Source organism: Leptospira mayottensis 200901116, assembly GCF_000306675.2.
GTDB lineage: Bacteria > Spirochaetota > Leptospiria > Leptospirales > Leptospiraceae > Leptospira > Leptospira mayottensis.
Genome location: NZ_CP024871.1, coordinates 1,243,348 through 1,257,500, shown reverse-complemented (window position 1 = coordinate 1,257,500; position 14,153 = coordinate 1,243,348). Strand labels below are relative to the sequence as shown.

The window sequence follows — 14,153 nt, the reverse complement described above, 5'->3', positions numbered from 1 at the left end:
CCGCAAGCTCCGGATTGGATTTATATACGGAAGAACTTTTCAACAAAACCATATCCACAAGTTCCGCCAGATTGTCCGCAACGTAGGTTTTCATATAATAGCCTACGAGAATCAAAAGACAACCCTTGTAAAAAAGATCGAGATCGATCTTTCTGTCTTTTTTGATTTGAGGAAGAAGGTCTCCGGCCCTTTCGATCGGCCCCGCGACCAATTGAGGGAAAAAACAAACAAAAAGTGAAAAGTCGATTAAGTTTGTCTCCGCTTTGAGTTTGCGATAATAGACGTCAATCACGTAAGAAAGAGTCTGAAACGTAAAAAAGCTGATCCCTACGGGAAGAATGATCTGAAGAAAAATAGAATCTTGAAAAAGAGTCGGATTCTCCACACTAAAAAGTCCGGCAGAAGTTTTGACCGCAATGTTTAGGTTATCTATAAAGAAATTATAATATTTAAAAAAACAGAGCATTCCCATGTCGATGAGAATCGCCAAAAACAAAAGCCGCCCCCTGGTTTTGAAAGATTCCTTTTGTTCGATCAAAAGAGCGATGTAAAAATTGGAAACGGAAACGGAAATAATCAGAATTAAAAAGATCCAGTCCCACCAGCCGTAAAAGATATAGGATACGATCAACAAAAAGACGTTTTGAATATTTCTAGGAGTTTTTCTAACGGCAAAAAAATAACAAACCGCTAATACGACTAGAAAAAAATAAATAAAAATCGCTGAATTAAAAATCATTTCGATAGACCGGACGGTGTCTCCTTTAGAGTTCCATCCTTTTGGCATCCCGCCAGAGTCTGTCTAAATTATAATATTCCCTTTTTTCTGGAGTCATAATGTGAATGATGATTTCTCCAAAATCCAAAAGCGTCCAACCCGAAGTCGTAGAAGCTCCCGTTTTATCCACTTCCTTATGGGTTAGTTTATATTCTTTTAATGTTTTTCTGATTTCTCTTGCGACCGCATTCGCTTGAACTGCAGAATTGACGGTACAGATTACAAAAAAGCTCAAATAACTATTGACACTTTCTAAATTTAAGACGCTGATCTCTTCGCATTTTTTATCTACCATAATATCGTAGATAACTTGAAGAACTTCTTTAGTAGTCGGATTTTGTTTTGAAGTAAGACTCATGAATTTTTATTTTCTCGGTTCGTAATCAGAACCAACAACGACGGTCGCATCCAAACCCAAATCCTTTCTTAGCACATGGTGCGTTTCAGCTTTTTCTAAAATGGTTGAAATCCGATCCATGATCGCGGTATTGCCGGAGCGATCAATCACTACGGTTTTCGGGAACCCTTTTTTCCAAGCGTTATCCGCCGCAAGCACTTTGATTCTCTTATCGGAAAGAATTCCACGAACATCCTTTGCAAGACCGGGAACTTCGGTTCCGTTAAGAACTTCCGTTCTGGCAAACTCCGCATCCACAAAAACGTCTGAGTTCATATCCTTGAGAAATTTACGGAAAGCGACTCTAGCTCTTGCAATATCCGTTTTTAAATAGAGTTTTTTCGCCTTCGGATCGTTTGCAGGTTCTCCCGGAAGTTCCGAGATTCCGAACTGAATCCTTCTAGAATTGATAAACTTAACGAGGCTTACGAAATCTTCTTTCGAAAGATCGGATTCGATTAAACCGTGTGCGAAGACCAAAAGAGGAGTCGTTAGAAATTCTTTTCTTTGAAAAAGGGTTTCGTAAAGAGTAAGAACCACACTTTCTTGACGACTAATCCTTTCCAAATAATCCAAGGTTTCTTTTTTATCCATCTCACTTGTATAGTCGTAAACGTCGGCACCGGACATCGTATAAACGCCGGCCTCCCGATTGTACTGCGAGGAATTACGAACCGTTTTGTTATCCGTATAAACGCTTAAACCTCCGAGAAGATCCACGATACGAATCCAATTGGAAGCGGAAAGAGAGATCGTATAATGAAGTTTGGCGTCGATCAAATCGGCGACTGCGCTTTTGACTGAAGATTTAGCGCCGGATTTGAGAAGATCCAAAGAATCGTCCGGATCGTCAAACGAAGTGATCGGATGAATGAAATATAACGCACAACGATTGTTAGACGGAAAGAGAACGGCTAAAAGACCGAACTCGTATTCCTCCGAATCTCCGATCGCATGAAATAAAAAGTAGATCGGTTTACCACTTGCGATCTTTTCTTCCAGTCCGGTCCGATTGAACTTGCCAATCAAAAAAATGAGAGCTGAAAACAGTAGAATCCCCGCCACGATATAAAGCGGCCAACCCGATGCTTTTTTTAAAGTATCTTTCGACTCCAAACCTATGCCCCGATTCCATTCCAAACCGTAAAACCCGTCTGTCAAACGGTTATTTTTCAACCGCTCCTCGTTTTAAATGAAAACGAGCTTTTGATTACAAAAATCGATTATCATTCAATTACTTATTTTACGATCACATTGGGATGTCGTACTCATGAGTTGAGCCTTTGCTATCATTACATAAAAAAGTAGTCAGTTTTAGAACAAATCCCCGTTTAGAGGCAGAATCTTGGGGAACTCCATTCTATAGAGATCAATAATATAGTTTACAAGTCCGGAAATCCAATTTCAAAACGAAAAAATCGCAAAATTCCTCTCGACTTACTTCCTCAGTTTAGAAAGAAAACTAAATTCATCATCATCGACGATTTCAAAGCGATAGAGCCGATACTTGGTTGATTAACATTCCTCAAAAACGGAAGTAAGGAACGTTCGACAAAAGATACTCCGATTCGAAATAAATTCGGGTAAATATTAGATTTTTTGAAAATACGGACGATTTCGTCGAAAACGCAAAGAACCTCCATCTTTTCAAAATAGGAGATCAACGCACTTCAACATTCTTGTAGCACTTTAACGTTATGCTTATTTTGCCTCTTGATGAAGGGCTTTTTTAAGGATTTCTTCTAAATCCTTCCCGGAAATTACATCGAGCAAGGAAGAGTTATCCGCAAGAAAACGTTTAGCACCTTCCGTAAACTCCGCATCTCCAATGATAAAGGCCTTATCCAAACCAAATTCATTCAACTGACCGATCGTATCCCGGAGAAAAATATCCGAAATTTTGGCGTCCTTCCACTTACGGAATTTAAATAAGGAACGGGTTTCCTTGTCCGCTTTATTCAGACCCGTAAGATTGAGACCGTCCCCTTCCTTGTTGGGAACTTCGCGACTCACAGTATAGTTCAGAGTCATCACGACTCGAACGCAGAGATTCTTAAATTCCACTCCTTTCAATTGACGATAGTGATCCAAAACTCCGACTCCAATTTTAGAAACGTCCGAAAGAAGTTTATTCCCTTGATCGTCCAAGATCCCTTTGATATGAAAGGATTTGGAGGACTTAAGTCCGGAGAGCTCATAAAAACGTTCCACTGGAAAAAGTTCGCCAAAAATTCTCGCGATCTCATCGTCCAAGGAAAAACCTCCCGGTGCGGCCTTATTCGCTTCTATTCTTTTGGTCTCCAATTGAAATTTGTAGTTCGCGAGTTCCAAAATTCTTTGGTCGTCGATCCTTTCAGATTCGGCCTCGATGAGATATTCGCTCGCTTCCTCAAGTTTACCGAGTTTGACCGCTAAAAGAGAAAAATAAATGTCGGAATCAATCATCTCCTGTTTCCAACCGCTGTTCCTCGCCATTTCCATACAGAGTCTTGCGTGTTTGAGAGCCTCACCCAAATTCTTTTGAAGAATAAAACAACACATCAAAAACTGAAAGATCGTATAACGTATGTAATCGTCTTCGATCAGATCTGCAACGGAATTTGCGATCCTAACGGCTTCGTCGTATTTACCGTCCCTAGTCAAACTCAGAGCATATAAAAAACCTCCGACCGGAGAAGAAGGTTCTAGATCGTACGCTTTTGCAAAAAAATCGACCGGATTCCCTTTCCGAAGAATCGCAGAAATCACTCCCTTCCCGATGAAGATGGAAGCAATTTTAATTTTTTCGTCGGAAATTTTACCGAGAAACCGATCCGCGATCATGAATTCTTTTTGACCTAAAGCCATAAAACCGATTCGGACGTTCGCTTCCGGGTTTTCCGGATCGATTGTTACGGTATCCAAATAATGAAAGAGAGCTTCCTCGAATAAGTCTTGCTGGTAGTAGATATCCGCAATTCGATTGGAAACGGCCACCGCATTGATTCCCTTTTCGTATGTTCCGATTTTTTTGATTTTCTCAAGATGCCGGGCCTCGTTGATCGTATCTCCTTCCATCGCGTAAATTTTCGCGATCACATAATGTGCCCGGACGTTCGAAGGAGAATTATCCAAAATATCCCGAATCATTACTCGAGCATCCACATAGTTCCCCATTGCCGCAAGGGCAAGGGCCTTTTCATAAGCGTCTTTTTTGGTCTGAATCAGGAAAGATCCAGACGCAACGATCAGAATGATTCCAATGGCTACGAGAATGACGAAGATCATTTTTTTTGTTTTTCTTTCAGGTTCCAGTTGGTAAATGGATAAAATCCCGGAAATTGAGTTCGGGCATTATCCAGTCTTGGGATAAATTCAATCATTTTACAGAAACGAAAACCAGATGGGAAAACTTACCTACTTCAGATTCGCATATTCTATTGTAAAACGGGATATCACAATCAGTATTCTTCATATAGGATTTTCTGCTTTATTTTGCTTTTTCCTGACCTTTGGGATCTTTCTACTCAGAATGGATAAGGCTCCTTCTAACTCTTCTAGTATCGAACTCTTCCGGAATTATCCACAGTTGGTTTTATTCCTCAGTTCCACCGGATTGGTCTTTATGGCAATCACAAGAACCCTACTACGAACGTCTGACGCGGGCATTATGATGGCCGTCGGAGGAAATCGGACCGGAACAATTCGACTTTTGGTCGCAGAACTCTGGATTTTACACGGAATCGGGTTTTCTTTAAGTACGTTCGCGACCGTCTTTTTTCCTCCTTGGGTAGCAGGAGGGTCGAGTTTATTCGATTATGGAAAAGCGTTTTTCATTTGTATCTTTCTCATTTCGGGAATCGGAACGATTCTGTCCTTGATTCTCACCTTTTTGGATCCATACCGATCGATTCGGAGGGGAAAATGATTCTCCGCATCAACAACCTCTCCCGAGAATATGGAAAGTCGAAAGCCGTAAACGGAGTTTCTTTCGACATGAATCAGTCCGACTATGTCGCAATCGTAGGTCCTTCCGGTTCGGGAAAAACAACTCTTCTCTCCATGATCACAGGAATGCTTTCCAGCACCGGCGGAGAAGTTTATTTCGACACGACCAAAGTCAGCGATATGAGTAACGGAGAACTTGCAAACTTCCGGGCAAGAAATATCGGCCTCATCTTTCAGTTTTCTGAACTCCTTCCCAACCTGAACGTAGAGGAGAATATCTTGCTTCCGGCTCTCCTTGTTGAAAAATTCAGCTCGAAAGAATATCTGGAAAAATGCGAATACCTGATTCAAAGTCTTCATCTCGAATCGATTCGGAAAAATTACCCAAGCAAACTTTCCGGCGGCCAAATTCAGATGACAGCGATCGCGAGATCGCTTATCAACGAGCCCGAACTTCTTCTCGCAGACGAACCTTCGGGAGATTTGGACCCTGAAAACAGCGAACTCGTCCGAAATCTTCTCTACGATTTTAATTCCAGAGGTCTTACGATTCTATTAGTAACCCATGATATGAATCTCGCCTTCGACGCAAAAACGATCTATGAAATGAGAGAAGGAGCCTTTACCCGGGTGGTAAAATGAAATCTTATCTCGGAATTGATATCGGAGCGGGAAGTATTAAGGCTAATCTAGTAGCTCAAGATGGAACCATTTTAGAAAGTACGTCCCGCACAACAGGAGTGGAAACCGATGAGCCACAATTCCTGAATTCCCTTGCCAGTATCGTATCAGAAATGAAAAATTCCTCTTTGGCCGGAATCGGAATCGGAAGTCCGGGCCCCATCGACTGCGAAAACGGAATCCTAATTCAATCAGCGAATTTACCTCTTTTAAAAAACGTAGCGTTAGTCGATCATCTAAAAAAAAAATTTTCGATTCCAGTCTACTACAACAATGACGCAAACCTCGCTGCACTTGGAGAATATCGTTTCGGTCTCGGTAAAGGATCCCCGAGTCTGGTAATTCTTACTTTGGGAACGGGACTCGGAGGAGGCTGGATATATCAAGGAAAGTTATTTAATGGCTACAAAGGAAGCGGAATGGAAGCGGGGCACGTCACGTATCTTCCAAACGGCTCACTTTGCGGTTGCGGACAACGAGGATGCACCGAAGCGTATTTTAGCGCGAGCGGGTTCTTAAACCGATATCAGGAAAAAACGGGAAATTCCTTAAACTCCGCCGAAGAATTTTTCGATAGGAATCGCAAGGGAGAAACCATCGCATCAATTTTATTAAACGAAGGAATCGAAGCCCTCGCACAACTCTGCAGAGGGCTCATTCATACCATCAATCCGGAAAAGATCGTCTTTACGGGAGGGCTTGTGTATTCTTGGGATCTATTCGGCAACGCCCTCAAAGAAAGAATTCAAGAACTTATCTTCCCGATTTTCAGAACTTATACCCAAATTCTGCCCGGAGGAAACATATCCGGGACCTTAGGCGCAGCAGCGCTTTGTATGGAGAACCAAGAATGAATGACCACCATTGTATTTTCTGCAAGATCATCCGTAAGGAAATTCCTTCTAAGATCGCGTTCGAAAACGAGGAAATATTAGCTTTTCATGATATTTCTCCTCAGGCGCCGGCTCACATCGTATTCGTTCCAAAGAAGCACATAACGTCTCTCAGGGAGGTCGAAAACGAAGATTCCTCCCTACTCGGAAACATGCTACTCCGGATTCGAGACACTGCAAAGGATCTCGGCTTTGCAGAAAACGGTTACAGAATCGTAAACAATACTGGAAAAAACGGAGGACAAACCGTTTTTCACATCCATTTTCACCTTTTAGCGGAACGTCAACTGCTCTGGCCTCCGGGTTGAAACCAGGAATATCACATTGAAACGTATTTTATTTGGAACTGTCGTCAGCGTAGTCGCTCTCGGATTTTTATTTTCAAAACTCGATCTGAGCGAGTTCGCAAGGATTCAAGAACGCTGGGATCCGATCTATCTCATTCCATTTTGTATCTCTTCCGCTTGGGGTTTGCTCCTTTTTTCCTGGAGATGGCATCTTCTCATGGGAAAACAAATTCGATTCCGTTATGCGCTCCTTTCCTCCTTTATCGGCGTGGGAGCAAATATGTTCCTCCCAGCAAGAGGAGGTGACATCTTTCGTTTATATTTCTGCAAAAAGGAATCGTCGCTTCAATACCCCTCTTTGGTCACCGCACTCTTTATCGAAAAAGTATTAGACTTTTCTTTTATATTTTCGGCGGGAATCTGCGCTTTGATGTTTCTAGGCATCAAGGACGAAAGCAGTAATTCCTTTTTTATTGTATCCTCTTTGGTAATCGCCGGAATTTTCCTAAGTTTGATCGCAGTGAAATTTTTGAATGAAACGATCATATCGATTCTCGCCTGGACCGCAGGTCTTTTCGGTAAAAAAGAATGGTTCAACCACAAACTCGCTCATTATGTTCGGGACTTAGGAAGTTTTCTAGTTCCGAAACGATTTATTCTTCCCGCCTTTCTTACCGCACTGACTTGGTTGGTCGGTTATGCCCTCAGCTACGGTATTCTTCTCGAACTTGTCGGAATTCCTATGAGTTACCCTGAAATTATACTCATCATGTTCGCAGGCGCCGTCGGTGTGATGGTTCCTTCCGCTCCTTCCGGCGCAGGCGTTTTCCACGCCTCCGTCACGTCTTCTTTCGTTCTGATGGGCAAAAAGGCTTCCGAAGGTCTGTTCTATGCGACAACCGTTCATTTCGCTCAATTTATCCTACAAAGTGTATTCGCGATAATTCTCTACATCTATTGGATCATAGACAGAAAAAAACGCGGCCTTGGAAAGACAAAATTTTCCCTCAAAGAATCCGAAGTCATCGAAGTGGAAACCACTGAATGACGTAGGTATATGCGGGGATCCAAACGTATTCCGTCCATTTCCTGGTTCTATGTAAACCGATTTGCACCCCAATCCATTCCAAACAGAATATGATCTGCGCACGCCCGAAATCAAAAACATTCATTAAATAGATAAAAATAATATACTAAATTACTCATATAGATTAATTTTTATAGATCGTAGATCCGCAAAACCTAAATCCCACTTTTACCCCAAAGACAATTTTTTGCGATTTTGGTTCGAAGGGCTTCGAGTCCGATTACAACTCGTTCTTAAACGAGCGAGTTTGTTTAGAACGAGTTTTCTTTTTTTAATAAAGGAAAACACGTATAAAAGAGAAAAATAATGAAAGTCGAATCCACCCGTGATTACGAAGATTCAGCAAATCCTGAGAACACACCAAAGATTGAACCGAAGCGTAGTCGTGAAAGAATTCGGTATTTTTCAATCTACGATAGAAGAAACACTCACAAGAAACACTTTTCCAAGCTCCTCTCTACGACTTCATTTTTGAGTTTTATTCGTCTTCTGTATAGAAGCGGTTCGGGCAATACAAACTTTCCATTCCTTTAACACAAATTCTAAAACAAATAAATTGGATGAAAGCATATGTTTGCCGCGATATAATCGAACCGTAAAAGTAAATCTGGCGGGAACCATGAATTTAAAAAAACCGTCCTTTCTCGGATTGAATCTGAATTTTCTGAAAATAGAAACACGTATCCTTCTGCCTTTTCTTTTCGGTTGTATCTTACTGATCCTTCTTTTAGGAAGTCTCCTCTTTTATTATCAAAAAAAGAATACGGATACGACCGCAATACGAAACGTAAAAACCGTCGCACAACAGATGCTCGCGCTTCGGGTTTATTATTCGGATAATATAGTAAATAAGGCATTGCAGGAAGGAACGGAGGTCACTTACAAATACAAAACGGTTCCGAAAAGTATTCCTCTTCCAGCAACAATTGTTAAAGAATTCGGAGAGCACCTCACACGTCAGTTCGAAGGGATTCGAGTGGAATTATATAGCGAATATCCGTTTCCCAATCGACACAGATACGGCGGCCTTGACGACTTTCAAAAGGACGCACTGAGTCGCTTACAGAAAAATCCAGAATACCCCTACTATACATTTCAAGAAATCGATTCAATACCTTACGTTAGATACGCTCTTGCGGATAGAATGCAGGCTTCTTGTATCCAATGTCACAACACTCATCCAGAATCTCCGAAAAAAGATTGGAAGGTCGGAGACGTGAGGGGAATCCTTGAAATCAGCATGCCGGTTAAACAGGCCGAAAGCGGCGCCGACATGATCTTATTTTCCACAGTAGCGATTCTGATCGGACTCGGAACCATATTCATCGTAAACAATACGAGAAACAAGGAAAACGAATCTATGATTCTAGAACTCAATGCAAACCTAGAACAAAAGGTAGAAACGAGAACGGCGGAACTCGCAAAATCCAACGAAGATTTAATGAATGCGATCGGTAATCTCGAAAAATTAATGCGAAATCTTCGAGACACTCAACACCAGCTTGTACTTTCCGAAAAATTGGCCGCCTTAGGTCAATTGGCCGCCGGAATCAGTCATGAATTGAACACTCCTCTCGGCGCAATTTCCTCTTCCTGTAGTTCCATATTGGAAGTAGTGAATCATGAATTAAAAAATGTTCCTATTCTGCTTTCGAATTTAAGTCCAGAAGATTCGGAACGTTTCAATACGATCTTGGAAGAAAGCCTGAAACATATATCCGAATCTCCGACTCTACCGAATCGCGGAATCCGTCAAGAGTTGGCCCGCGATTTGGAAAATTCCGGAATTAAAAATCCGAACTCGGTCGTGCGTACAATCACGGACCTGGGCATACACAAATTAGGGGAGCGATTGATTCCTTTGTTACGATCGGAAAAAATCGCCGAGATTCTTGCCGCGGTGGCTTCCTTTATCACGATCGCACGCGTAAGCAATGTGATATGGATTGCTACGGACAAGGCTTCTAGAGTCGTAAATGCACTTAAAAGCTATCTACGTCCAAAAACGGAAGGAGGCAAAGGGGAACTTTACGCAATCGACGTTCAGATGGAAATCGAGAACATTCTAATATTATATCATAATAAAATTAACTATGAAGTCGAAATAGTAAAGAATTATAAAACCGAAAAACGATGTTTGGGAGAGGCGGACAAATTGAATCAAGTCTGGATCAATCTTCTCAACAACGCCCTTCAATCCATGAACTACAAAGGAAAGATAGAAATCGAGACGAGAGAACAGGACTCTTGGGTTGTGGTTTCCTGGACGGATTCCGGAACAGGAATTCCCGAAACAATTCAAAACAAAATTTTCGATCCCTTTTTCACAACAAAAAAGCACGGGGAAGGGATGGGACTCGGACTTGACATTTGTAAAAAAATAATTGATAGTTTCGGGGGGAAAATCGAATTCCAGACTGCTCCCGGTCGAACAAAATTCAGCGTGTGGCTCCAAGCCGTGTAAAGTGGACGAATTTGAACTAGAAAACAAATGTAATATACAGCACGGACGAAGAACCAATCATTTTGATTTCACAACATAGGAATCAAAAAACAAACTCGGACGCAAATTCTTTAATGAAACACATTCAAATTTTTGAATTTATTTCTAAAAATTTAAACCGAATCTAATTCACGAGTTCCAACAAACACCCCTTGTTCTTCGTTCTTAAACAATTTGTGAACGGTGGCTTTTTGACCTACTCCTTTAAGAAAAGCCTCATGTCTTTCGGATTCATACCCTTTCAGATTTAATTCTTCCTGAATTCCAGGGCTGGAAAGAATCGGCTCAGTCACCCAGATTTCTCCTGCAGATGCAAGCGCTTGCACTCTTGCCGCAATGTTTACACTCTGACCGAAGTAATCGAGTCTTTCGTCGTTGATGACGGCAAGAGCAGGGCCTTCATTTAAACCAACTTTCAAACCGATCTCATGTCCGTGTTCCTTAAATTCCTCGTTCATCCGATCGATACGAAACATCATTTCTAACGAAGCAAATAATCCTTCGAGCGGACTAGAAAAGGTTGCCATAATCGCGTCTCCCATCGTTTTTACGATGGCGCCGTTGAACTTCTTTACAGTTTCGGCGAGCAAACGAAAATGTTCCTGAACCAATCGATAGGCAAGGATATCTCCCGCTTTATCGTACATTTCAGTCGAGCCTCTCAAATCCGTAAAAAGGATCGTAAGACTTTTTACGTTTAAATTCAATTGACTGCTTAATCGTTGAACGCGAAATAATTCCCGGAAGGTTTGATTGTTCAAAAGCATCTTCGCGGTCAGAAATGGTTCGATCACTGTCGGATGTTCCCCGATAATTTCCAGGATTCTTTTCAAGTTCGGTTTAATGATTAAAAAGCCGGAAGTTGCGATCGTCCGATTAGAAACCTTAACCTCGTATTCTCCCGGTGAAAGATGTAATTCGACAGGAGTAAATCCGGTAGAAAGAAGACTGAGGTCGATAATCCTATCCTTAGTAACCTCCTTAGAATCAAAATACAAAAAGACGGCTGAGTTATTTTCCACAGAACTGAACTGATACACGGGAACGTTTATCGCATCCAAACGAATTCGTCTTATCGCCCCCGGTTCCATAACAATCAAATCTTGAATATTCGAAAAAATGAAATTCAGAAGCTCTTTGGACTTGCGAAAGTTCGCGGAAATATGATATCTGAGATACGTTTCTACATCCACCAAAGGATTCAGGGATTGCTTCTTAAGGGATGGATTCACCGAAAAACTGACTTCCACCTGATCATCCAAAGTAGCTGGTACATCAATGTTGCAGATATAACAATGAAAACTTTTTTCCTCGATTTGATCCAAAGACGTGTGAGAAGCGGCGACACCTCCACAAGCGGGGCAAATCATATTGTATGCAAAATCAAGAAAACCGATCTTTGCGGAATGAAGGAAGAGATCGAGTGTCTCTCCTATTTCAAAATCATTCCGCTTTGCAAAACGAATCGGATTGATCCGATGGAGCTGCCATTCGTTTAGAACCTTTATGTTTTCCATAAATCGAGCAATGGATTTTTTCGACAAAACTCCGAATCCTTCCAAAGATTTCTTCTTTTGTTCGAAAAGGGTTTCATTCCACATAACGTTCTCCCGGCTTCTTAACTCAAAACGGACCCAGTTTTCCGAATTTCCATTACTCGTCAAGCATTTCGTAACTTTTTTTATTACACTTATTCCGAACCAAAAGTATTTCTATGAGGCAAATTTTGGTTAGAGAAAATTACTCGAGAAATATTTATTCAAAAGAAAAGAATCGAATTTTAGAATATTCTTGGATTCTTCAGTCGAAGAACCATAGTTTTCATCCGATTTCCAGGATCGAGACAGAAAAAAATACAAAAACAATCCGTTTCGTTTTTTTGATTTGATTTTTATCGTCCAACCTCTTACTTAAAACTATCTTCTAAATCGAATTTAAACAGTATTCGGAGTTCATTAAAAGACTCCTAATTTCGGGTGAACCGTTCTTTCGATTTCCGTAAAAAGCCGACTCCCCGTTTTATATTAGATAAATTTAATGCCCGAATACTACTTTTTTTCAGGACGTGACTTTTTAGAAAGGAAGGAACGTATATTCGTAATAGAATTAAAATTCACTTATAGGAAGGATTACAAAAAAAAGTATACGTTATTTGCTCTTAGTTTCCAGGAATATAGAAATCATTCCAAGAACGATTCAGTAAACACTGATCTCCATGGAGGGAAGATCTTGTAACTTGAGGTATTTCGTGGCGATAGAAAATCTGAATTTTAGGACAAGCAGTAAAATCAAAAAACATGGATAAAACAAACACCAATCATAATTCAAGAGTTGCTATTACTGGAATCGGAATCATCCTTCCGAATACGTATTCTGTGGATATGTTTTGGAAAAATCTTTCCGAAGGAAATTCGCAGATAGATAAAATCACCCGGTTTCAGACCGACGACATGACCGTAAAAGTTGCGGCGGAGATGAACGACTTCAACTGGAAAAAATTCCTACCTGATTTGGAAGAAAAATACGCAAAACGTTACAACCGGGAAACATTCGCGATTATGTCCGCGATGGAGGAAGCTCGAAAAGACGCAAAATTAGAAAAGAACTCCGTAGATCCGTCCAAAGTAGGTTTTATCGATTCTTCTTCGAGATCCTCTCTTGCCTGGTGGGAACACGCTTGGAAACTCTACCACAAAGAAAAAAATCTGAATATTTTCGATCGTTACTCTGTTCTCACTTCGATGGCTTCCAACCCTACTAACCTTACCGCAATCTACGCAAACATCCAAGGATTTGTGACTACGATCACCGCCGCTTGTGTCGGTGGACATCACGCAATTAGTCTTTGTTATCAAGCAATTCGAAAGGGAAGAGCAGAAATAATGTATGCGGGAGGCCACGAGTTTCCTCTTCTAAAACCTCTGATAATGATGTATTCTGATCCTGCGAGTTCGGTCATGTCTTCCGAAAAGAACAATCCAAAGTCCGCGATCAAACCCTATGATCGCCATCGAGATGGTTTTATTCTAGGAGAAGGAGCAGCCGTTCTCTGTTTGGAAAGAATGGATCATGCCCTCGCTAGAGGTGCGAAAATTTACGCGGAAGTTTTAGGAACTTACAGTTATAACGAAGCAGACCACGCAATGAGAATGGATCTAACCGGTAAAAAAGCCGCGATCGGTTTAAGCCGACTTTTGAGAATTAGCGGACTCAAACTTGAAGATATTGATTATTTCTGCGGACACGGAACTGCGACGGTCAACAACGATATGGCCGAAAGTCGTGCGCTCAATATTTTATACAATGGACTCGCTCGAAGTAAATGGGCTCCTCTCGGTTCCATCAAACCAATTTTCGGTCATACATTCGGAGCGGCGGGAATCATCAATGTCGCCGCAACCGCTCTAATGCTAAAAAAACAAATCCTTTGTCCAACAATCAACCTCAAGGAGGTGGACCCGGAATGCGATCACGATCATATCACCGAAGGTGCAAGAAAGATTCGACTTAGAAATGCGATTTCGATGGCCTTTGCAATTGGAAGTCAATCTTCTTTTGTTAGTCTCGCTGCACCGCCAGATCTTCTTTAAGGAAAACAGA

Annotated in this window: 12 protein-coding genes (1 of these 12 running past the window's edge); 7 read left to right on the top strand and 5 right to left on the bottom strand. The window is 41.3% G+C overall.

From position 1 onward, the window contains the following. The 4 genes from LEP1GSC190_RS05575 to LEP1GSC190_RS05555 all read right to left on the bottom strand — a co-directional run. Positions 1-739, bottom strand: partial view of an MBOAT family O-acyltransferase gene (locus tag LEP1GSC190_RS05575; RefSeq protein ID WP_002760803.1) — the 5' portion only. It extends 800 nt beyond the left edge of the window; only the first 739 of its 1,539 coding nucleotides appear in the window; it begins with the start codon at positions 737-739; the stop codon falls past the left edge of the window. A 25-nt stretch (positions 740-764) separates the two neighbouring features. Then, positions 765-1,136, bottom strand: coding sequence for a ribosome silencing factor (gene rsfS, locus LEP1GSC190_RS05570; protein WP_002760619.1), 372 nt, complete (start codon positions 1,134-1,136; stop codon positions 765-767). A gap of 6 nt (positions 1,137-1,142) precedes the next feature. Then, a complete protein-coding gene (locus tag LEP1GSC190_RS05565) occupies positions 1,143-2,351 on the bottom strand; it encodes an LCP family protein (RefSeq protein ID WP_002760775.1) in 1,209 nt (402 codons plus the stop codon). 525 nt (positions 2,352-2,876) lie between these two features. Beyond that, positions 2,877-4,442, bottom strand: coding sequence for a tetratricopeptide repeat protein (locus LEP1GSC190_RS05555; protein WP_004279259.1), 1,566 nt, complete (start codon positions 4,440-4,442; stop codon positions 2,877-2,879). Between the two features lie 115 nt (positions 4,443-4,557). Between LEP1GSC190_RS05555 and LEP1GSC190_RS05545 the strand changes: the two genes are divergently transcribed. From LEP1GSC190_RS05545 to LEP1GSC190_RS05515, 6 genes are all read left to right on the top strand, one after another. Then, positions 4,558-5,082, top strand: coding sequence for a hypothetical protein (locus LEP1GSC190_RS05545; RefSeq protein WP_036035931.1), 525 nt, complete (start codon positions 4,558-4,560; stop codon positions 5,080-5,082). After that, the gene (locus LEP1GSC190_RS05540) at positions 5,079-5,744 is read left to right on the top strand and encodes an ABC transporter ATP-binding protein (protein WP_002762677.1); all 666 of its coding nucleotides are present in this window, start codon (positions 5,079-5,081) and stop codon (positions 5,742-5,744) included. Before LEP1GSC190_RS05545 ends, LEP1GSC190_RS05540 begins: the two co-directional genes overlap by 4 nt. Continuing rightward, positions 5,741-6,637, top strand: a complete 897-nt coding sequence (locus tag LEP1GSC190_RS05535; protein ID WP_002762638.1) for an ROK family protein — start codon at positions 5,741-5,743, stop codon at positions 6,635-6,637. Before LEP1GSC190_RS05540 ends, LEP1GSC190_RS05535 begins: the two co-directional genes overlap by 4 nt. Continuing rightward, positions 6,634-6,984, top strand: a complete 351-nt coding sequence (locus LEP1GSC190_RS05530; protein WP_002762628.1) for a histidine triad nucleotide-binding protein — start codon at positions 6,634-6,636, stop codon at positions 6,982-6,984. The genes LEP1GSC190_RS05535 and LEP1GSC190_RS05530 overlap by 4 nt, the downstream gene beginning before the upstream one ends. 16 nt (positions 6,985-7,000) lie before the next feature. Beyond that, positions 7,001-8,011 (top strand): lysylphosphatidylglycerol synthase transmembrane domain-containing protein, encoded by a 1,011-nt coding sequence (locus LEP1GSC190_RS05525; protein WP_002762590.1) that lies wholly within the window; start codon positions 7,001-7,003, stop codon positions 8,009-8,011. Positions 8,012-8,669: 658 nt separating this feature from the next. Then, positions 8,670-10,514 carry an ATP-binding protein gene (locus tag LEP1GSC190_RS05515; protein WP_036047557.1) on the top strand — a complete coding sequence of 615 codons (1,845 nt, stop codon included), beginning with the start codon at positions 8,670-8,672 and terminating at the stop codon, positions 10,512-10,514. 152 nt (positions 10,515-10,666) lie between these two features. Here LEP1GSC190_RS05515 and LEP1GSC190_RS05510 read toward each other — a convergent pair whose 3' ends face one another. Further along, positions 10,667-12,154 (bottom strand): adenylate/guanylate cyclase domain-containing protein, encoded by a 1,488-nt coding sequence (locus LEP1GSC190_RS05510; protein ID WP_004279246.1) that lies wholly within the window; start codon positions 12,152-12,154, stop codon positions 10,667-10,669. Positions 12,155-12,850: 696 nt separating this feature from the next. On the opposite strand from LEP1GSC190_RS05510, the gene LEP1GSC190_RS05505 reads away from it, so the two are divergent. Continuing rightward, the gene (locus LEP1GSC190_RS05505; RefSeq protein WP_002762626.1) at positions 12,851-14,143 is read left to right on the top strand and encodes a beta-ketoacyl-[acyl-carrier-protein] synthase family protein; all 1,293 of its coding nucleotides are present in this window, start codon (positions 12,851-12,853) and stop codon (positions 14,141-14,143) included. The last annotated feature ends 10 nt before the right edge of the window (positions 14,144-14,153 follow it).